This is a genomic window from Buttiauxella gaviniae, from assembly GCF_040786275.1.
Lineage (GTDB): Bacteria > Pseudomonadota > Gammaproteobacteria > Enterobacterales > Enterobacteriaceae > Buttiauxella > Buttiauxella gaviniae_A.
Genome location: NZ_JBFMVT010000002.1, coordinates 851,628 through 871,911, shown reverse-complemented (window position 1 = coordinate 871,911; position 20,284 = coordinate 851,628). Strand labels below are relative to the sequence as shown.

Below are 20,284 nucleotides of genomic sequence, written 5' to 3'. Positions count from 1 at the left end.
TTTGCTCCTCCCCCTGGAAAGGGGGAGGCTGGGAGGGGGTCATTCAGAACTAACTACTTAACAGCCAAAGCCTCTTTCACCCAGCCATCAAACTCAACCTGGTGCGCTTTAATCCAGCCGTCAACGTGACCCTGAATATCGGCTTCTGACGCTTTACCGTTATGCATCATCGCATTCTCGGCGTTGATATCCGCCAGCGGGAGTTTCATCAGGCTGAACAGTTTTGCGGCCTGCGGGTTTTTCTCAGACCAGGCTTTGTTTGCCACAATGTGCATGGTGTTCACAGGGAAGCCATAATTCGCCCCATTCGGCAATTTAGTCTCAACGTCTTTCTGCGCGCCTGGCATTGAAGAGAACGGCACCTGCAACCACACCACGTCTTTACCCGGCACCATCACATCACTCACCCAATATGGCGTCCAGGTGTAGTACAGAATCGGTTTGCCTTCTTTATGACGCGTAATCGTGTCGGCAATCATCGCCGAATAATTCCCTTGGTTATGTTCCACGGTATTGCTCAGGCCATAAGCACCAATCTGGTGGTTAATCACCGCTTCACAGCCCCAGCCTGGCGTACAACCGGTCAGGTCTGCTTTGCCGTCGCCATTGGTATCAAACAGTTTGGCGATTTTGGGATCTTTTAACTGCGCGATATTAGTGATTTTGTATTGCTCGGCCGTTTTCTTATCAATCAGATAACCCTGAGCGGCCCCCTGAACGTAGGTTCCTTCACGGTAAAACTTTTTGTCGCCGCCTGCGGCTTCATACATATCGTCGTGCAGCGGCTTCCAGTTAGTGGCGATAAACGTGGTGTCGCCCGCGGCCATTGAGGTGTAAGCCACGTTGTAATCTACTTCGCTTGGCTTATTGACCGTATAACCCAGTTTTTCCAGGCCGCGGCTGACTAATAATGTTTGAAATGACTCTTCTGAGATGGTGCTTTGCGCGGGCTGAACAGTAACACCTTTACCCGGCAGGTCTGCGGCAAAAGCGCTGGTGGAAACGAGTGTGGCAAGAGCGGTAGCGATAATTGTCGTATGTCGCATCGTTATTCCTTTTTTTCGTGATGGGGCGTGAGGCGGCATTCGAAAACACCGCCAGCAGGCTTATTTGATGAAGGGACGGGTCAAAAGACCAATTGGGCCGGTGTTAAACCAGTGGCGGTTGCCACGGCTGCGCGAATCGCGGCCAATGGACTGTGTTAAACGGTCGAGAATAATAGCAAGAATCACAATCCCGACGCCGCCGACGGTCGCAAGACCCATGTCGAGGCGGCCAATTCCACGCAGCACCATCTGGCCAAGGCCTCCCACGGCAATCATGGAAGCGATAACTACCATTGAAAGTGCCAGCATTAACGTCTGGTTTACACCCGCCATAATGGTTGGCATTGCCAGCGGTAACTGAACCTTGAACAGCATCTGACGCGGGCTTGCGCCAAACGAGCGCGAGGCTTCAATCAAATCTTCCGGAACCTGCTTAATGCCGAGGATCGTCAGGCGCACAATCGGCGGCAGGGCGAAGATAATCGTCACCACCACACCCGGCACGTTACCGATACCGAACAGCATGACGATAGGCACCAGATACACAAACGCCGGCGTGGTCTGCATCGCATCAAGCAGCGGGCGGATTATCTTCGCTGCACGTTCGCTGCGGGCGAGCCATATGCCAAGCGGCAGGCCGATAACCATACAGAACAGCAGGGCGGTCAGCACCAGCGCCAACGTCACCATCGCTTGCGACCAGGCGCCAATCGCGCCAATCGCCACCAGCGAAATCAGCGTTGCAATCCCCATTCCCAGGCTGGACATCTGCCACGCAATCAGCGCAAACAGAATGATCGCCACCGGCGCAGGCATACCCAGCAAGAAGTGCTGGAAACCACTGAGGATATAATCCACTGGCACGCGGATCCCCTGGAACACCGGGCGGAAATGCGTAACGACCCAATCGATACCGTGCGTTACCCAGCTATCAAGAGGGATCAGTGTTTTATGGAACGGATCGAGAATATTAAAATGTTCAACCTGCGGGGCAGGGGCTGAATTCAGCCAGTCTGCGCCGTTGCTCGAAGCGGGGGTTGACGCCGGGCCACCCCACGCATCGGCGGTTGAAGCGGCCTGATTAGTTGTATCGGCAGTTGCACTGCCGGTATCCCATGGATTTGCTGCACTCATTGACTTACCCCCTCACGATCTAACGCCTGAAGCAGCACCCCTTTTGAGATGATGCCTACGTACTGACACTCTTCCCCAATAACCGGAACCGCGCACGGTGCCTGGCCTACATGGGTAAGCAGATCGCTCAGAGACGTATCAGCGGAAACCGCCGCAGGAGATTCGAGATAAGCGTTGTCCAGACCCTGGCCCGCAGCCAGCGCCGCTTTCAGCGAATCGGTCGAGACAATACCGAGGAATTTTTGCCCGCGTTCAATCACATACCCGTATTCACGGTCCTCATCCTGCAACAATTTCAGCGCAGAGCGAGGGCCAAATCCGGCAGTTTTACGCAGTAAACCTGCCGGGCTACGGCGAGCAATATCTTTCGCGCTAAACACCTGGCTAATATCCACGCCACGGAAGAAGGTGCGCACATAATCATTTGCAGGATTATTCAGTATTTCATCCGGTGTACCGACTTGCACAACTTCGCCGCCTTGCATAATGGCAATGCGGTCGCCAATACGCATGGCTTCATCCAAATCGTGGGAAATAAATACGATGGTACGCTGGTGTCTCGCCTGCAATTTAATTAACTCGTCCTGCATTTCAGTACGAATTAATGGATCGAGAGCGGAGAAGGCTTCATCCATCAATAATATATCTGGATTAATGGCCAGGGCGCGGGCCAAACCCACACGCTGCCGCATTCCTCCTGAAAGCTCATCAGGATAAGCATGGGCATAATTTTCAAGCCCCACCTGACGTAGAGCATCAAGCGCTTTTTCCTGGCGTCCTTTCAATGGAATACCAGCTAATTCCATACCAAAGGCGGTGTTATTTAGCACCGTCATATGAGGCATTAAAGCAAACGACTGGAATACCATGGAGATCTTATTTTTACGCACTTCACGAAGCTGCGCGTCTGATATTTTGGCAATATCTACGCCATCAATCAGCACCTGCCCACGGGTTGGTTCAATCAGGCGATTGAGAAGGCGAACCATGGTGGATTTACCGGAACCCGATAACCCCATGATGACAAAAATCTCGCCTTCTTCAATGGCCAGACTGGCGTCTTTTACGCCAAGCGACAGCCCTGTTTTTTCCAGTAATTCAGCTTTGGAAATACCTTTCTCTATATATTTGAATGCGCGCTGTGGATGCTCACCAAATACTTTATATAAGTTCTTTACTTCGAGTTTAATTGCCATGCAATAAAGTTGTTCCTGTGATTATATATTTATACACAATTCCTGATGGAAATATTCACTGCATATACCCTAGCATACTCAGAATCTGAGACAACCCTCGATTTTCTCTATATCCAATATCCGCGCGCCCAGTGTGGGCGGCATTTCCCATGAATAAAGGGCTGAGGGCAATTCGGAGGAAGATGATATTTTTTGTAAATGGAAGATGAATTTTGCCTGACCAGGGTGATATTCAGGCAAAAATGTAAGCGGTTATATTGGATTATGGGCGGGAAATATCATTGCGTAAAACAGACGAAATATCCGGATTAATTTTCGGGATTAAAAGTCCCAATCTTCGTCCTGAGTTTCCACCGCTTTTCCCATTACATAAGACGAACCAGAGCCGGAGAAAAAGTCATGGTTTTCATCCGCGTTGGGTGAAAGCGCGGCCAGAATAGCCGGGTTGACTTCAGCCATTTCCGCCGGGAAAAGCGCGTTGTAACCCAGGTTCATCAAGGCTTTGTTGGCGTTATAACAAAGAAAGGCTTTTACTTCTTCCTGCCAGCCCACATCGCCGTAAAGCGCATCGGTATAAGCCACTTCGTTATCGTAAAGTTCCATCAATAAATCGAGGGCAAAATTTTGCAATTCATTTTGCCGCTCCGCACGTTGCTGGCTCAGAACTTTCTGAAATTTATAGCCGATATAATAACCATGCACCGCTTCATCCCGAATAATCAGGCGAATCAAATCGGCTGTATTCGTCAGCTTGCCGCGGCTTGACCAATACATTGGCAAATAAAAGCCGGAATAGAAGAGGAATGATTCCAGAAATACGCTGGCGATTTTCTTCTTCAACGGGTCATCAGCGTGATAATGGGCGAGAATAATGTGCGCCTTGCGTTGAAGCGGGGCATTTTCTTCACTCCACGCATAAGCCGCATCAACATCTTTGCTCTGGCAAAGCGTTGAGAATATTGAGCTATAAGAGCGCGCATGCACCGCTTCCATAAAGCTAATATTCGACAACACCGCTTCCTCATGGGGCGTAATTGCATCAGCCATTAACACCGGCGCACCCACCGTATTCTGGATGGTGTCGAGCAACGTCAGTCCGGTAAATACGCGGATAGTGAGCTGCTGTTCGTCGGGAGTGAGCGACTGCCATGCCGGAATATCATTCGACAGCAGCACCTTCTCAGGCAGCCAGAAATTACTGGTCAGGCGATTCCAGACCTCAAGATCTTTCTCATCCTCGATTTTATTCCAGTTGATGGCGCTGACGCGGGTTAACTGTGTCATCTTCTCTCCTTATAAAGCGCAGGACACACAGCCCTGGACTTCCGTGCCTTCCAGCGCCATCTGACGCAGGCGAATGTAATAGAGCGTTTTAATGCCTTTCTTCCAGGCGTAAATCTGCGCCTTATTAATATCGCGTGTGGTCGCGGTATCGCGGAAAAATAGCGTTAGCGATAAGCCCTGATCGACATGGCGGGTGGCTTGCGCATAAGTGTCGATAATTTTTTCCGGGCCGATGTCGTAGGCATCCTGGTAATAATCCAGATTGTCGTTGGTCATAAAGGGTGCAGGATAATAAACGCGTCCGGTTTTTCCCTCTTTACGGATCTCAATGCGCGACACAATCGGATGAATGCTTGAGGTCGCGTGGTTGATATATGAGATTGAGCCGGTCGGGGGAATCGCCTGTAAATTCTGGTTAAACAGGCCGAACTCCATCACATCGTCGCGAAGCTGCTGCCACTGTTCACGTGTCGGGATAGTTACGCCCGCATTGGCAAATAACTCGCGTACTTTCTGCGTTTCCGGCTGCCAGTTTTCTTGCAGATACTGTTGGAAATACTCCCCGCTGGCATAGCGCGATTGTTCGAAGCCAGCGAAGCGCTGTTTACGTTCACGAGCCAGAAGATTCGAGGCGCGCAGCGCATGCCAGGTCACGGTGTAGAAATAGAAATTGGTGAAATCCAGCCCTTCGGGAGAACCGTAAGCAATGCCTTCCCGAGCCAGATAACCGTGCAAGTTCATCTGCCCAAGGCCGATTGCGTGGGAGGCGGCGTTGCCTGCTTCAATGGACGGCACCGAACGAATGTGGCTCATATCGGAAACGGCCGTCAGCCCGCGAATCGCCGTTTCGATGGTCTGGCCGAAATCATCAGAATCCATGGCGTGGGCAATATTCAGCGAGCCGAGATTGCAGGAAATATCTTTGCCTACCTGCGCATAATCGAGGTTTTCGTCATAGGTTGAGGGGCTATTAACCTGCAAAATTTCCGAGCATAGATTGCTCATATTGATGCGCCCGGCAATCGGGTTTGTGCGGTTTACGGTATCTTCAAACATGATGTACGGATAGCCGGACTCAAACTGAATTTCCGCCAGCGTCTGGAAGAAATCGCGCGCATTAATAAAGGTTTTACGGATGCGCTCGTCTGCCAGCATTTCGTCATAAAGTTCACTGACGGCAATATCCCCGAACGGCTTAGCGTAAATACGTTCCACGTCATAAGGCGAGAAGAGCGCCATCGGCTGATTATCTTTTGCAAGTTGGAAAGTGACATCCGGGATCACCACGCCAAGGGAAAGCGATTTAATACGGATCTTTTCATCGGCGTTTTCGCGCTTGGTATCGAGGAAACGCAAAATATCGGGATGGTGGGCGTGCAGATAAACCGCGCCTGCGCCCTGGCGTGCGCCAAGCTGGTTAGCGTAAGAAAAGGCATCTTCCAGCATTTTCATAACGGGAATGACGCCTGAAGACTGATTCTCAATACGCTTAATGGGTGCGCCGACCTCACGTAAATTCGAAAGCAAAAAAGCTACGCCGCCGCCACGCTTTGAGAGTTGCAGGGCCGAATTCACTGCGCGCCCAATAGATTCCATATTGTCTTCAATACGCAGCAGGAAACAGGAAACCAGCTCACCGCGCTGCATTTTTCCGCAGTTGAGGAACGTGGGGGTAGCAGGCTGGAAGCGACCGCTAAGCATCTCTTCCGTCAACTGTGTTGCCAGTTTTTCATCGCCTTGCGCCAGTGTTAACGCCACCATGCAGACGCGATCCGGGAAGTGTTCCAGATATGTTTTGCCATCGTAAGATTTCAGCGTGTAGCTGGTGTAATACTTCCAGGCGCCAAGAAACGTCTGGAACTGGAAACCGTGTGCATGTGCTTTTTCAAACAGCTCAACCACAAAACGGCGCGGGTAACGTTGCAAAATAGCCGCGTCGTAATAGCCTTCAGCGACAAGGGCGTCGAGACGTGCCTGATGGTGTGGAAAATGGCGCGAACGGGGCAGCACATGCTGCTTATGGAATTGCTCCACCGCCAGTTTGTCTTTCTCAAACTGGATGCGGCCTGCGGAATCATAGAGATTCAACATGGCGTTAAGCGCGTGATAATCCGCGCTGTCTGTCGCGTTTACGCGGATTGCTTCTGCTGTTGCCAAAATTTTTCGACTCCCTTACGCACGTTTTCAAGGTCCTGGTCAGTGCCGAGCAGCTCAAAACGATAGAGATACGGCACCTGGCATTTTTGGGCTATTACGTCACCCGCCCGGCAAAATCCTTCGCCGAAGTTACGATTCCCGCTGGCGATGACGCCGCGCAGCAACGCCCGATTGGTCGCGTTATTTAAAAATCGAATGACCTGGGCGGGAACGGCACCGGCAATCCCGCCGCCGCCGTAACTCGGCACAATCAAAATGTAGGGTTCCGTCACCTCTAAGCGCTGTTTAACTTCCAACGGAATGCGTAAAGCGGGCAGCCCTAAGCGCTCCACAAAACGCAGCGTATTTTCCGATGTGCTTGAGAAGTAGACGAGGTTACTCATGCGTGAGCCAGATTACGCAGGCGGTTAATCATGTCCGGGCGAAATCCGCTCCAGCTTTCACTTTCGGTAACCACCACCGGCAACTGGCGATACCCCTGTGCCCGCAAATCGTCCGCCGCTTCAGGGTTTAAATCGAGATTGATCAGTTCAAACGTGAAGCCGCGGCTCTCCATTGCACGTTTGGTGGCGTGGCACTGAACGCAGTCATTTCGCGTATAGATGGTAATGCGCATGATTCTTATTCTCTCTATGGTTGAGAATATGAATACTAGATGTGGGTGAGTAAATTATCAACCATACAAGATATAGTATTTTTAGATAAGGGGGAGAAGTGGTGATGAGAGTGAACTGTACTTAAACAACCCCACCCCAACCCTCCCCTTGCCAGGGGAGGGAGCTTTAACTCCTCCCCCTGGTAAGGGGGAGGCTGGGAGGGGGTCATTTGTTCCGATACTGACAAAGTCACCAGCACTTGTGCTCAAAGATGTGACTTAAAGGAGAGGGAACCGAACTACATACGCATACTAATCGCCAGGCGGTTAAACGCGTTCATCAGGCTTGCGGTGAACGTCAAATCGCTGATCTCCTGCGCGGGAAAGAATTGCAGCAGCGGCTGATAGACCGCATCATCTGCGCCGTCGGTAATTAATGTGATGGCTTCAGCCCAGGCCAACGCGGCACGCTCTTTTTCACTGAAGTGGTTACTCACTTTCCAGCCTGCCAGCGCATCCAGCTTGGTCTGCTCTATGCCGTCTTTACGTAGGGCTTTAGAGTGCATCTCCAGGCAATAGGCGCAGCCGTTAATTTGCGACACGCGCAGGAAAACCAGTTCGATCAGCGTGGAACCGAGCGAGCTGGATTCCAGACCTTTCAGCGCCTGTAGCATTGGCTTAAAAACGGCAGGGGAAAGGTCAAAGTAGGGTTGGCGCAATTCGATCATGTGTCATTCCTCATGTTGGTGTGAGAGCAATTTACCACTATGATGGACTACTAAAGAGAGCCATAAGTTAACAAATAAAGCAGACCATAATGGCAAAGCCTATCGATCCCATAGTAAGTGCTCACCACGCGATCCCGCGTTATCAGCAAATCGCCAGGCAGCTTAAACAGGCGATAAGCGACGGCGAACTGGCGGCCGGAAGCCGTCTGCCATCAAGCCGGACGATGGCGCTTGAGCTCGGTGTGGCGAGAGCCACAGTCGAAAACGCCTACGGTGAACTGGTGGCGCAAGGCTGGCTGGATCGGCGCGGTCAGGCGGGAACTTTCATTAGTCCATCAGCCACTACAGGGGCGAATAATCCAGCTTCTGTTGCCAGCCACCCGCAAGGCGCACCGCGCCCGTTTCAAATGGGATTACCCGCGCTTGATGCCTTTCCGCGTGCACTCTGGGCGCGGATTATGGGGCGGCGCTTACGCCTGCAAACGCGTTACGATTTGGTCATGCCGGAAGCTCAGGGGGAATCGACATTACGCCAGGCCATCGCGGAGTATTTACGTTTTTCACGCAGCATCGACTGCCAACCGGAGCAGATTTTTATCACCCCAGGATTTCAGGCGGCCATGCGTCTGGTGACCCATACGCTGGCAAAACCGGGGGACGGGATCTGGCTTGAAGATCCCGGCTACCGTTATGTGCGCCCGGTTTTTGACGATGCAAAAATGGCATTGCACCCCGTGCCGGTTGATGACGAAGGCATGCAAATTGAGTACGGCATTCGCCATTTCCCGAACGCGCGTTTTGCCCTGCTGACGCCCGCGCACCAAAGCCCGCTTGGCGTGGCGCTTTCTCTGCCGCGTCGCCGCCAGTTGCTTGATTGGGCGGTGTCGAATCAAAGCTGGTTAATTGAAGACGATTATGACAGCGAATTTCGCTACCACGGAAAACCGCTGCCGCCGATAAAAAGCCTCGATGGCCCGCAGCGTGTGATTTACGCCGGAACGTTCAGCAAATCACTCTTCCCGGCGCTGCGCGTGGCCTGGCTGGTGGTTCCCCAGCAGCAGGTTGAGGCGTTTTCCCGGCACACGCATTTATTGCCCTGCACCGCGCCGCTACTGATTCAGCAAACCATTGCCGATTTTCTGCGGGAGGGCCATTTCTGGCGTCATCTAAAAAAAATGCGTCTGTGCTACAGCCAACGGCGTGTGTGGCTGGAGCAGGCGCTGCAACAGCAAGGGTTTGATGTCGTCCCGCAGGCGGGAGGTATCCAACTGGTGATGCGCGTCAGAGGCGATGACCGTGGGCTGGTGGCGAAAGCGCGTGCGGCAGGGCTTGCGGTGCAGGCGCTCAGCGACTGGCGTATGGTTTCGCAAGGGGAAGGGGGAATATTGATGAGTTTTACTAATCTCACTTCACAGGGCATGGCGCAGCAGGTTGCCAAACAGTTGCGCGAGGCGATTACCTGATCCATAAAACGAAAAACCCCGGGCCACTGGCTCGGGGTTGAGACGCATATTTATTATCACGACACTGGGTTATCACTAAAGAGCGGTGACTCACTATCGACGGGAAGCTAATAACGCCCCGATGAAAATGCCGACGGCGGCGCTAATACCAACGCTCTGCCACGGTTTGTCACGCACATACGTATCGGCACAACTGATAGCATCACATGCTGCCTGTTTAACTCGGGTGCGACCCTGAAGGCGAGCACGCGTCTCTTTCAATAGAGACTCCGCTTTTTTGCGGGCGGCTTCCCCTTCCTCTTTAACATCGCTACCGAACGATTTCAGAACCTCTTCCAGCGTGTCGGCCAGTTGGTTCACGTCACGGTTAATATCATCAACGCCTTCGTCTACATCATTTCGATTTACGCGGTTAAACATTGTTTTCTCCCTTTTTGCGATGTACTACTCAGTGTAGACCATAAATTTTGGTAATGAGGGAGTTCACGCTCTTTCACGGTCTTTATGGACTAATCTGAAAGCGTTGCTAATGCTGGTTATTGTAAGGTTGCGCAGCAATTGAAGATGACGAGGAAAAATTATGTATCTACGACCCGATGAGGTGGCCCGCGTTCTTGAAAAAGCCGGTTTTACCATGGATATAGTGACACCGAAAACGTACGGATACCGCCGTGGTGAAAATTACGTATATGTGAACCGTGAAGCGCGGATGGGGCGAACGGCGCTGATTATTCACCCAACATTAAAAGAACGCAGCCAGACTTTGGCAGACCCCGCGTCGGACGTTAAAACCTGCGATCACTACCAGCAATTTCCACTCTATCTGGCGGGTGAAACCCATCAGCATTACGGCATTCCGCACGGCTTTAGTTCGCGCATTGCGCTGGAAAGATACTTATCGGGATTGTTTGGCGAACATTGATTTCCACAGGCGTTGTTGTGCGTGTGCCTCAACGCTATCAAGCCTGGACTTTTGCATCCCGATAACCGCTGATGCGGAATAAGCGGCGGCAATAATCAAGAAAATAGCCGTAAACAGCGCCCATCAGCATGGAAACGAGAATGTTCGAGCTGACGGCGGCGACGATTTGATTCCAGTCTGCACCTACCGACCACAAAATGACGACGTACACCGGTGACTGGAAAGTCACGTACGCCAGCACATCAGCAAGGTTTTTTGCCCAGTTAGCGTGGCTGTAGCGTTTAGTAAAACGCATGAAGGCGTCACGATAAAACCCGTACGGCCAGGCAATAAGAATATTGACGGGCACGGCAACCAGACGCGAAGAGAGGGACTGCTCAAACGTCATGCCAGAGAGAAAGATCTCAATCATCATGTTCACCACCGAGCAATACACTACCATCGCAAAAGTATCTGCGACTGCATGGCGCAGGCGTGACTCAGGAGAAAACATTATTCCGACTCCGGCTGATAATTAGAGATATACACTGCGATTAAGCGTTAGCAGCAGTGCTAATAGATGGCTTGTTTGAGGTGGCTAGATTATATCCCTGCCTGTAATTAAACAATTAGTGATAAATTTTTATTTAAAGACGTTTGGTCAATAAAATCCGCTAAATGAGACATAACAGGCAGCGTTTCCTGATTTTGTCGTTCCTTGATTAAATTTATATTAAAAATCAGTTGGTTAATTTTTTGGTGAACCGAGCCTGATTTTTAGGCTACCCACTGTTGAAAAGTCGTTATATAATTATTTATATGGCGATTAAATCAACAGGAGCACGCTAGTGGATAACCATTTTGGAAAGGGATTAATGGCGGGGCTAAAAGCCCGTGAAGTCGATAGTGTCACCAAAGTGACACGGTTTTGCCCGGACTATAAACGCGGCTTTGTGCTGGGGTTTACGCACCGGATCTCAGAGCAAACGGGGGATCGCCAGCGGGCGGCATGGGAGGCAGGCGTCTTAACGCGTCGGTACAATCTTGATAAAGAATTGGTCGCCGATTTTTTTAAAGAAGTGAACGCCGATACCGCCGTGAAATGTTTTTTTGCGGGCTATGAAAGAGGTTATTAATAGCCGCGCTCAGGCGGGTAAAGCCTGGCCCGCCTGAATCAATAAATTCAGCAAACGCCGAAATCATCGTCTTCTTTATACAACGCCACATCTTCCGCTTTCAGCGTCACCGTCTCGCCCGTCAAAATACTTCTAGGCGTACAGAACAGCGTATCTCCCTGGACATCCAGAACTTCATACTTTGGGCCACCCTTTTTGGGTTGCACGAGATCGCCTGCTTTGAACATAGTTAGCCTCATTTAATGAAGAGAAATGAATAACGTATACCTTTAAACATAGCCCAAAGAACGCCAACTTTACGGCTTATTCCACGGCATAATTGCCAGTAAGCGAGCCATGCCGCAAAAACCGCTGATACCCGCGAACAGCAAACCGGCACCAACAAAACCCGCCAGTAAAAAGAAACCCTGATGGACGCCAAAGCCTAATCCTACGCCCGCAAGCACCAGAGAACCTGCAGCAATTTGCACCTGGCGCATCAGTGGCAGCGGCTGTGATTTATCGGCCAGTATCTCCTGCGCGTCTTTCTTCCAGGCCGTTAATCCGCCCTCCAGCAAAAACACCTTCGCGGGCGCGACGGAATCCGCCAGTTTTTGTGCATTTTGCGCGGTACGCGTGCCGGACTGGCAATGAAAAATCACCGTATCGAAGGGATCGAACGGCCCCAGTCGCTCGCCGCTTTCGATGGCAGAAAGAGAAAGCAAATGGGCTTCAGGGATATTTTCCCGCGCATATTCATCACGTTCACGGATATCAATCAGCGCCGCTCCCTGGGCGACCAGCACTTTAGCCTCGGCGGGGGTAATCGTTTGAATAGTCATGCTGTTCCTTACGCACAATAAAGAGTTTCGAGGGCGGAAATGACTTCTCGCACCGCATTGCCGATAATGCTAAGTCTAGCGACGAAAGAAAGGAAGAGAATGAAGGTCGTAGTGATTCGCCACGGGGAAAGCGAGTGGAACCGGCAGGGCAAAATTCAGGGGCGGCAAGACAGCGCGCTGACCGAACGTGGTTACAGGCAGGCGGCGGCACTGTGCACGGCGCTGGCAGAGATGGCTATAACGCGAGTTGTCACTTCTCCGGCCACCCGCGCCCTCGCCACGGCAACCACCCTGGCGCAACAGTTTCAATGCCCGCTGGTGAAAGATGAGCGCTTATATGAGCGCGATTACGGCGTGTTGCAGGGCATGACCTACGAGCAGGCTCGCCGCGAGTTTCCGGCTATTACGACGCCGTTATTTTCGGGTGAGCCAAAAGCGACCATTCCACAGGGGGAAACGGTGCATGACGTGGTTGCGCGGCTCCAGAGAAGCCTTGCGGATCTCTATGACAACCACTCAGATGAAACAGTTGCCGTCGTCACCCACGGCGATCTTCTTGAAGCGCTGGTCTGGAAACTAAAAGGTGGCGCGATGGAGGATAATCTGCGCCGCTACAGTCATAACAACTGCGGCTATGCAACGCTTGCCATCACCGACAAAGGCTGCGAGCTGGTTAACTGGGGAATGGGGACGCATCTTTTGGGGCTTAGTTAGCGCCTTCACGGCACGAATAACAAGCCCGCCACTTTCGTCATGCAGCCTTATTATTCGTATTGATCGTTGCGTTCTTTAGCAGCACGCTGGCGATCGTAAAACTCATCTTCCGCTGCAATGATTTCATCAATCAAAGAATCCATATCCACGTCGTGAACTTCTTCGACGAACAGGCCTGTCAGCGGAGTTTCCGGCGTTAACTTTCCGTCTTCAAACAGTTTCCAGATCTCTTTTGCATAACGGGTTTGCAGCAGTTGCGGCGCGAACTGGCCATAATATGCGGTGATGTTATTCACATCACGTTCAAACATGGATTCTGCATGATTGTTTGCGGCAGCGTCGACGGCCTGCGGCAAATCGATAATGACCGGGCCATTATCGTCGAGCAGCACGTTAAACTCCGATAAATCCCCGTGCACAATGCCTGCACACAACATGCGCACGATATTGCGGATCATCGTATCGAAATCAGCAACGGCATTTTCTTCAGACAAAACTACATCGCTCAGACGTGGCGCAACGGTTCCGTCGCCATCGGTGACCAGCTCCATCAGTAACACGCCGTCAATACACATATAGGGCTGCGGGACGCGTACCCCGGCGTTAGCCAGACGGAACAACGCATCGACCTCGGCAGTTTGCCAGGACTCTTCTTGCTGCTTGCGCCCGAATTTTGAGCCTTTTTGCATTGCGCGGGAATTACGAGAATTCCGGACCTTACGCCCTTCCTGATACTGCACGGCCTGCTTAAAGCTGCGTTGCGTCGCCTCTTTGTACACCTTCGCGCACTGGATATTGCCACCGCACAAAACGGTGTAAACATCGGCTTCTTTGCCGCTTTTCAGTCGTTGGAGCACATCGTCGATCAGGCCATCATCGACCAGCGGCTGGAGTCTATTTGGAATTTTCATGCGGCTTTATACCTTATTTCAGCCGATTTTCGTACCCAAAAAGCAGTGGGAGAGATGCGAAAAAGAGGGAAAAACGCAGAAGAAGATGGGGGCAATAACGTAACCGCATGTATTTAATTGGGAGTGCAGGACGCGTGACACAACCCCTGCGGAGGTAAAGCCGCATGGTGAACCCATCTGAAATGAGTATCGAAAACCCTGTGGCGGGTAAACGAAGTGCCACCCGCCACAGGGAACAAAACTACAGCTCAGCTAACTCAACGGGAACAGGTTTCCCGATATGGTAGCCCTGCAACCAATCGATACCCATACTCGTTAGCATCTGCGCTATCTCTTCGTTTTCCACGAATTCAGCGACAATTTCCATATTTTTTAACTTCGCCATCTCGCAAAATGATTTAACAGCGCAATAGCTGAATGGGTCATTAATAATATTTTTAATAAATGAACCATCAATTTTTAAAATATCAGCATTCAGCATGCGTAACCGTTCATAGCTTGAGGAGCCCGTGCCAAAATCATCGATAGCAATCTTACAACCTGCGTTTCGTAGACTCCTCAGAATCTCCGAAACATTATCATTATCCAGAATTTCAGATTCAATAATTTCAAAGATAATACGGTAAGGCGCTATGCTGTATTTTTTGAATAATGTGGAAACATTATCCAGAAAATCAGTCTGGTGCAGCGACTCTGGCGTCAGGTTAATTGAAAAATAACAATCAGGATCTGAGCCTTTACGGGTCTGCATAAACCGGAAAGTCTGTTCAATCACTGTAATATCCAGCGCAGGCAACAGGCCACCCTTTCGGGCCAGAGGGAGAAACGTATCAGGGAAAATTAATTTTTCATCGGCTGTTTTGAGACGGATAAGGATCTCATGATAGCGGAACTTCCCTTTTACAGAGATAACGGGCTGCGCTGTCAGCATCGTGGACACAATAGGCTGCGCCATCAGCATCAATGATTGCTTATCAATGGCTTGCTGTAGAACATCACGAATCATGCCTGATTCCACAATATTATCTCCGGGAACCGTCGGGCTCAGGGATAACGGTCTGCCATGCAATAACGAAATATAACTGTTTATATTTAACTGCTTTATTGCTTCAGACAAATTGCGGATTATTCTTTTTTCGCTGGTGTATGCCACCCCGCAATTCAGCCCCAGAATTGACGTTTTCCACTGGAAACGAAAAGCCCTGAGTGACCGGTAAAACGCAGGAATATCGGGTGAATTGTTCAGCCTGATGATCAGCCCATGACCAGGGCTATAATAAATCCGGTCACAGCATGACAGTAAATTTGCGATATATGCGCTTAATGCTTTCACAAATTCAAAACGAAACTCTACGCCATAAGTTTGTTCAAGTTCATTCAGCTCAGGACAACGGATCAGGCATAACGCTTCCGCTGAATGTTTATCCATATCCATGCTCAGAGCCTGGAAGTTTAATAGCCCTGTATTGGGTTCGGCACGGTAAAGTCGGCTAACGTGCTGGGAGTATTTTTTGCTACGCGAGGAGATAACACCAGTAGCAACAATGGTAAGTGAGAAAATAAAAATCGTCGTAGAAGAGATAATCAGGCTATGTAAATGGTTGGCGTCTGTAAGGGTATTAGCTATTGAAATATATCCGTCGATATAGTTTCCCAGCAATATAAGTATGATGACCCAGACAGGTGCAACCAGGGCGTGCCCAATACGCACCGTTCCCCATAACATCACGGGCAACAGCCACAATAAAGAATAATCAGTAAACAGCAAAGTATTCAGGTTTTTTGAAATCAGGCAATAAGTAATAATCAGCAGTAAAAGCCACCAGGCGACCTGAAAGAAAATAGAAGGGCCTGATTTTACCGACTCTTTTACCTGCCTGAAATACATAAGCCCCCACGCAGGTTTATGGCAGATGCGGAGTAAAAGATAACAAAAAGGGATACCTGTAATGCAGGAGTTCATCATCCACTGAACGTTGATAAGTCTCTGTACTGTAAAGATTTCAGCGACGGATTCAGGGTCGAAATTAGCCTGCAAACAGTGATGAAACAGCGCATATAATACGGAGTTGCAGCATACTAGCCAGCCTATACGCTGGGCCGTTAACTGGCTTCGCCCAAAGCTAACCGCACCGCGTTTTCCTGTACTCAAGTAATATAATAGCTGGCTGATGAGCGCTGCCAGTAACTGGGAAGAGAGTGTCAGCGTATCTGGTAATGGATGATAAAAGTATGAATAAAGAAAAAATACTCCCAGAATGGGAAGCGCCTTCATTCGGTATAACACCAGCAAAGCAGAAATTAGCGGCAGTGTAAGATCATAAAATCGTATCGTTGCGCCTGCGATTTGCTCCAGAGCGGTGAGGGATTCAGCCAGAAACTGGAAGAGGAAAAATGCGACTCCGGCGAAGAAAGGAATTTTTGTTCTTTTCAGTAAAACATCATCTTTGGCTGCTGCCAATAACATGATTATCATCTCTGTGTAATGAGTTTATTTTTTTGCAGGTGAATAGACTGGAATGTGTAAAAATACACATTAATACTGTCACAACCGCAGAATGTTTCTTTTATATTGCTTTGCCGTTATTTGAATGGAAGGATTTGTTATCAAATACACGAGTCTAAATCGTGTTCATAACATTAAAAACCTTAATCAGTTATCCCAAAAGATGGAAACAATGTAAGAGAAAAGCTTTTGTATTATATAAGTGATTACCGAAAGCGATCAATAAATCCCTGAGATTGATCTTAGGATAAGTTTTGCTATCTCTGAATGTTGATTTCCCTGTTTCCAATAACAGTAGCGCCATCCGCAAGGGATCGTTGACGGATGGCACCACTGCCTATTTTCCCTACAAACTTCAATCTCGTTTCTGGCGGCTTGCGCGCATTAGCCGAACGATAGGCTTATGGGTCTTTTCATCAAAATAGCGGCTCGGCCAGATGGTTTCGGCGGGCACGCCAATCGCTTTGCTAATCAGCATTTCCCCTTTTGCCCATGGGCGATTTAGCGCATTGGTGAGCGTTGAGGAACTCAAACCCGCAGCGCGTGATTCCGCTGCCAGTGAAGTGCCTTTTTTATGCAGCGCCGCGATAATGTCCGCTGGATGCCAGTCTTGTTGAAAGGGTAGGAAGGTGGGGCTGTGTGGTAATTTCATTCTCGCATTCTCCGTTGCTAGCGATGATAGCTACCACTGGAGGTGCAAATCTCTTAGGTGGTAGCTCAGACGGAGTTTGCACTACCGGTCACAACGGATTCCGGCCAGTCTGAAGACTGCCCCGCCTGAGCCACCATTGATATATTGCGTTATTACATGGAAGTGTAACAGGCAACAGGTGTGCGCATGCCTCAATATATAAACTAAGTTTATAAATCGACGTTGTGAGATCCGGGGTGCAAATCCCGGCTGCGGATTTTGCCGCAGCCGGCAAACTATATCGTAAATCGAAGATGTTAACCAACCCGCTACTGACCGGAATGCGAGTTGTTTTCCAAAGAATTTTCTTGAGTTGCAGGTGTTGCAGTGGTGGGAGAAGGTAGGTTGGATAAGTGTAGCGCCATCCAACATTTGTGGCAGGTAGTTCAAATGCTTACCTGCCCTACGAAACAATAAACGCAAACAACAGGCACAAAAAAGCCCGCGTAACTTTCGTTAAGCGGGCTTTCGACTTCATCAGGTGGCTCTGGTAACCACTGACGGAGATTTTGGTGGGCTGGGGGAGTCTGAATTGGTTTTATAACTATTTGTTTTATATGTGCTAATAATCAATTCAATTTTCATTTTGGTCCCATTGTTGGTCCTAAAAGAAAATGTCAGGTTTTTTGCAGGGGAGGGGAGGTTACAGCAGGAGTCTCTTCGTCTGTGAGATTAGCATTTTGCTTTCCTTTAGTCTGCTCTGTATTTAAGCGTTTATTTCACGTTAGTTTTTAGCAAGCCGGTAGAGCGCCTTGCTCGCAGAATATCTACTACGGAAATATACGGGGTTTGTTCTTGCCATGAAAATCCCTTCTGGTCGATACGAACCAGTTCGTACTTTTCCACCAGAAAATTCACCGCATCGGCAAGCGTTATTCCCGCGTCAATATGTTCCTCAATAGTCGCGTCGTCGTGGAATGGCGTGTCATTAAGTGTCAGGCCGTAATGGTGCTCCAGCAGATACGTTAAAAGCTGCTGCCACACCATTACGGGCGACAGACGTGACGAAACCGGCACCTTGGCCGGTACAGTTGAAATGTGCATGGATAGAATCCTGAGAAAAGAAGAAGAGAGAAGGTGTTACTGGGTTGGATAGATAGAAATGTAAACGTAGCCGCAGCTACCACAGGTATCAGCTATGCAGGTTAAACTCGCAAGTTGAATGGTCACCTGATGTTGCTGCTGTGGATTTAGCTCACCGGAATGCAACATATTTTCTAACTGCTCTATAAACAGTGGGAAAGCCTGTTCCAGGCTCTGTAGCTGCTCTGGGCTAAAGCTTCCCGTCAAACCAGCCCTGTCAGCCAGGTAATACAGCCGGTTGCCTTCCTGAACTAATCTTGCGCCAAATCGAGGGGTGATATCGCTTTGTAGCCCCCATTCATGGGGTGGTGTGATTGACATGAAAACCTCCGTTTAAAGCAAACCCTGCTCAGCAAAAGACACCACTTCGTTCCCAACAACCAAATGATCCAGCACTCGCACTTCTACCAGTGCTAACGCTTTCACTATCCGCTGAGTGATGTGTTTGTCCTGCTGACTGATCTCTGTCGTACCTGACGGATGGTTATGCGCCAGAATTACCGCAGCGGCATTGTGTTTCAGAGCCAATTTAACCACTTCGCGGGGATGCACTTCGGTATGGCTGAGTGTGCCGGTAAATAGCGTTTCGCATCCCAGTAGGCAGTGCTGATTGTCGAGATACATCACGATAAAAACTTCACGCTCCTGATGAGCCATCTGTAATTGCAGCCAGGTCTTAGTGAAGCTGGTGGAGGTAAATGGCTCACTCGGTTGACGCTGATATTTCTCCAGCAGGCGTAATGCCCGACGAATGACGCGTTGCTCGTTTGCAGGAAATACCGGGGATAAATTAAATACAGACATATTTGTTCCTTAAAACAAAAAGCCTCGCCGGTTTATTGGCAAGGCCTGAGGGAAGGGATAATAAAAAGGTTCATGAGACAAGCTGCAGCATATTCTCGGCCATCACCCACAGGGCGCGATTGAGCTTCACATCACCATCGATACCTTTTACAGCACGGGTATGTGCACGTTTGCCTTTAGTCGTTCGTCCCGACAACCCGCCTTTAATCAGGTTCTCCTGAATGCGCTGGTAAGTCGTCCACAGGTCATTGCTCTCATCCTGCCAGCGGCGCGGGGAAAGGATCTGCGATTCCGTCACCGGTTGATGCTCTTCACCAAAGCGATAAGTTAATGCTGCTTTCGCCATCGCCTGCTGTGCTGGTGGCGGTAACAAAAGCGACTGCATGGCATCGCGCTTCTCTTCTACCCGGTCAAAAATCCCGAGCACTTCGTAAGCCCCTTCAATGACTTTCTCCACCACGTTGCCTTTATGCGGCACACGTACCTCACCAAAGCTCTCACCGCAAATCAGCCCGTTCTGGCAGACTGCACGAAATAGCCCCGGCAACATCTGGTATGAGCTGGAGCCGTCATGGCTGTTGAGCAGAATGATTTCCGGTACCTGTTTGCCAGTGATCTGGCCTTCGCGACGCAGGCGTAGCATGTGCTTGGTGTGCTCACGCTTGCACTGGTCGCGCACTCGGGTCTGGCAGGCAAAGAATGGTTGAAAGCCTTCACGCTGCAGATTATCAAGCAGGGTAATGGTCGGGATGTAGGTGTATCGCTCACTACGAGATTCATGTTTTTCTTCGCTGAACACACTCGGAACACAGTGCGCTAGTTCATCTCGGGTTAATGGACGATCACGGCGAACGAGATTGACTGCACCAAAGCGGCTTGCTAATCGCATGGAATAACTCCTTATTAATCACAATAAATCCCTTGTTCATGATGGAGCAAGAGTTGAGTGTTTTTGATGATAAAATAACGTTGTATTCGGTTGGGTAATATAGATGTGATTTAAATTCTATCTGAGTTTTTTACTATCCATTATATGTGATAACTCCAGACCAAAATTTAATATTCTTTGGTTTGAGTTTGTCAAAAATAATAGCTTTCCTCTTTTATTGTCATT

Annotated in this window: 24 protein-coding genes; 4 read left to right on the top strand and 20 right to left on the bottom strand. The window is 49.8% G+C overall.

The genetic code is table 11. The features are described 5' to 3' along the window. Positions 1-53 precede the first annotated feature (53 nt). From proX to AB1E22_RS04700, 8 genes are all read right to left on the bottom strand, one after another. Positions 54-1,046 (bottom strand): glycine betaine/L-proline ABC transporter substrate-binding protein ProX, encoded by a 993-nt coding sequence (gene proX, locus AB1E22_RS04735; protein ID WP_367594301.1) that lies wholly within the window; start codon positions 1,044-1,046, stop codon positions 54-56. Between the two features lie 60 nt (positions 1,047-1,106). Continuing rightward, positions 1,107-2,180 (bottom strand): glycine betaine/L-proline ABC transporter permease ProW, encoded by a 1,074-nt coding sequence (proW, locus tag AB1E22_RS04730; RefSeq protein ID WP_367594300.1) that lies wholly within the window; start codon positions 2,178-2,180, stop codon positions 1,107-1,109. Continuing rightward, positions 2,177-3,376, bottom strand: coding sequence for a glycine betaine/L-proline ABC transporter ATP-binding protein ProV (gene proV / locus AB1E22_RS04725; protein ID WP_367594299.1), 1,200 nt, complete (start codon positions 3,374-3,376; stop codon positions 2,177-2,179). The genes proW and proV overlap by 4 nt, the downstream gene beginning before the upstream one ends. A 321-nt stretch (positions 3,377-3,697) precedes the next feature. Continuing rightward, positions 3,698-4,660: a class 1b ribonucleoside-diphosphate reductase subunit beta gene (gene nrdF / locus AB1E22_RS04720; protein WP_367594298.1), complete on the bottom strand. Its 963-nt coding sequence runs from the start codon at positions 4,658-4,660 to the stop codon at positions 3,698-3,700. A gap of 9 nt (positions 4,661-4,669) precedes the next feature. Beyond that, entirely contained in the window at positions 4,670-6,751 is a 2,082-nt protein-coding gene (nrdE, locus tag AB1E22_RS04715; protein WP_437178407.1) for a class 1b ribonucleoside-diphosphate reductase subunit alpha, read from the bottom strand. Positions 6,752-6,789: 38 nt separating this feature from the next. Next, positions 6,790-7,200: a class Ib ribonucleoside-diphosphate reductase assembly flavoprotein NrdI gene (gene nrdI / locus AB1E22_RS04710; protein WP_367594297.1), complete on the bottom strand. Its 411-nt coding sequence runs from the start codon at positions 7,198-7,200 to the stop codon at positions 6,790-6,792. Beyond that, positions 7,197-7,433 carry a glutaredoxin-like protein NrdH gene (gene nrdH / locus AB1E22_RS04705; RefSeq protein ID WP_367594296.1) on the bottom strand — a complete coding sequence of 79 codons (237 nt, stop codon included), beginning with the start codon at positions 7,431-7,433 and terminating at the stop codon, positions 7,197-7,199. The genes nrdI and nrdH overlap by 4 nt, the downstream gene beginning before the upstream one ends. A 278-nt stretch (positions 7,434-7,711) precedes the next feature. Then, complete coding sequence (locus tag AB1E22_RS04700) at positions 7,712-8,140, bottom strand: carboxymuconolactone decarboxylase family protein (protein WP_367594295.1); 429 nt, start codon at positions 8,138-8,140, stop codon at positions 7,712-7,714. 131 nt (positions 8,141-8,271) lie between these two features. Between AB1E22_RS04700 and AB1E22_RS04695 the strand changes: the two genes are divergently transcribed. Then, positions 8,272-9,603: a PLP-dependent aminotransferase family protein gene (locus tag AB1E22_RS04695; RefSeq protein WP_367597327.1), complete on the top strand. Its 1,332-nt coding sequence runs from the start codon at positions 8,272-8,274 to the stop codon at positions 9,601-9,603. Positions 9,604-9,696: 93 nt separating this feature from the next. Here AB1E22_RS04695 and AB1E22_RS04690 read toward each other — a convergent pair whose 3' ends face one another. Continuing rightward, entirely contained in the window at positions 9,697-10,023 is a 327-nt protein-coding gene (locus tag AB1E22_RS04690; protein ID WP_367594294.1) for a DUF883 family protein, read from the bottom strand. A gap of 160 nt (positions 10,024-10,183) precedes the next feature. On the opposite strand from AB1E22_RS04690, the gene AB1E22_RS04685 reads away from it, so the two are divergent. Next, positions 10,184-10,525 (top strand): DUF2002 family protein, encoded by a 342-nt coding sequence (locus tag AB1E22_RS04685; protein WP_367594293.1) that lies wholly within the window; start codon positions 10,184-10,186, stop codon positions 10,523-10,525. Positions 10,526-10,562: 37 nt separating this feature from the next. Here AB1E22_RS04685 and alaE read toward each other — a convergent pair whose 3' ends face one another. Then, positions 10,563-11,018 carry an L-alanine exporter AlaE gene (gene alaE, locus AB1E22_RS04680; protein ID WP_367594292.1) on the bottom strand — a complete coding sequence of 152 codons (456 nt, stop codon included), beginning with the start codon at positions 11,016-11,018 and terminating at the stop codon, positions 10,563-10,565. A gap of 334 nt (positions 11,019-11,352) precedes the next feature. Between alaE and AB1E22_RS04675 the strand changes: the two genes are divergently transcribed. Continuing rightward, positions 11,353-11,640, top strand: coding sequence for a DUF2623 family protein (locus tag AB1E22_RS04675; protein ID WP_367594291.1), 288 nt, complete (start codon positions 11,353-11,355; stop codon positions 11,638-11,640). Positions 11,641-11,687: 47 nt separating this feature from the next. Here the strand turns inward: AB1E22_RS04675 and AB1E22_RS04670 are convergent, their stop codons facing one another. Beyond that, complete coding sequence (locus AB1E22_RS04670; protein WP_134184349.1) at positions 11,688-11,867, bottom strand: hypothetical protein; 180 nt, start codon at positions 11,865-11,867, stop codon at positions 11,688-11,690. Positions 11,868-11,936: 69 nt separating this feature from the next. Beyond that, entirely contained in the window at positions 11,937-12,461 is a 525-nt protein-coding gene (locus AB1E22_RS04665; RefSeq protein WP_367594290.1) for a rhodanese family protein, read from the bottom strand. Positions 12,462-12,560: 99 nt separating this feature from the next. On the opposite strand from AB1E22_RS04665, the gene AB1E22_RS04660 reads away from it, so the two are divergent. Beyond that, complete coding sequence (locus AB1E22_RS04660; protein WP_367594289.1) at positions 12,561-13,175, top strand: histidine phosphatase family protein; 615 nt, start codon at positions 12,561-12,563, stop codon at positions 13,173-13,175. Positions 13,176-13,225: 50 nt separating this feature from the next. Here the strand turns inward: AB1E22_RS04660 and AB1E22_RS04655 are convergent, their stop codons facing one another. The 8 genes from AB1E22_RS04655 to AB1E22_RS04620 all read right to left on the bottom strand — a co-directional run bounded on the left by AB1E22_RS04655 (position 13,226) and on the right by AB1E22_RS04620 (position 20,059). Continuing rightward, positions 13,226-14,086, bottom strand: a complete 861-nt coding sequence (locus tag AB1E22_RS04655; protein ID WP_367594288.1) for a PA4780 family RIO1-like protein kinase — start codon at positions 14,084-14,086, stop codon at positions 13,226-13,228. A gap of 241 nt (positions 14,087-14,327) precedes the next feature. Beyond that, entirely contained in the window at positions 14,328-16,553 is a 2,226-nt protein-coding gene (locus AB1E22_RS04650; protein ID WP_367594287.1) for an EAL domain-containing protein, read from the bottom strand. A 394-nt stretch (positions 16,554-16,947) separates the two neighbouring features. Further along, positions 16,948-17,244 (bottom strand): helix-turn-helix domain-containing protein, encoded by a 297-nt coding sequence (locus AB1E22_RS04645; protein ID WP_367594286.1) that lies wholly within the window; start codon positions 17,242-17,244, stop codon positions 16,948-16,950. Between the two features lie 65 nt (positions 17,245-17,309). Beyond that, a complete protein-coding gene (locus tag AB1E22_RS04640) occupies positions 17,310-17,381 on the bottom strand; it encodes an ash family protein (protein ID WP_367597326.1) in 72 nt (23 codons plus the stop codon). A gap of 616 nt (positions 17,382-17,997) precedes the next feature. Then, entirely contained in the window at positions 17,998-18,327 is a 330-nt protein-coding gene (locus AB1E22_RS04635; protein ID WP_103769291.1) for a TA system toxin CbtA family protein, read from the bottom strand. A 36-nt stretch (positions 18,328-18,363) separates the two neighbouring features. Next, the gene (locus AB1E22_RS04630) at positions 18,364-18,687 is read right to left on the bottom strand and encodes a type IV toxin-antitoxin system YeeU family antitoxin (protein WP_103769292.1); all 324 of its coding nucleotides are present in this window, start codon (positions 18,685-18,687) and stop codon (positions 18,364-18,366) included. Positions 18,688-18,699: 12 nt separating this feature from the next. After that, positions 18,700-19,170, bottom strand: a complete 471-nt coding sequence (gene radC / locus AB1E22_RS04625) for a RadC family protein (RefSeq protein ID WP_029989648.1) — start codon at positions 19,168-19,170, stop codon at positions 18,700-18,702. 70 nt (positions 19,171-19,240) lie between these two features. Further along, positions 19,241-20,059 carry a DUF932 domain-containing protein gene (locus AB1E22_RS04620; protein ID WP_367594285.1) on the bottom strand — a complete coding sequence of 273 codons (819 nt, stop codon included), beginning with the start codon at positions 20,057-20,059 and terminating at the stop codon, positions 19,241-19,243. Between the last annotated feature and the right edge of the window lie 225 nt (positions 20,060-20,284).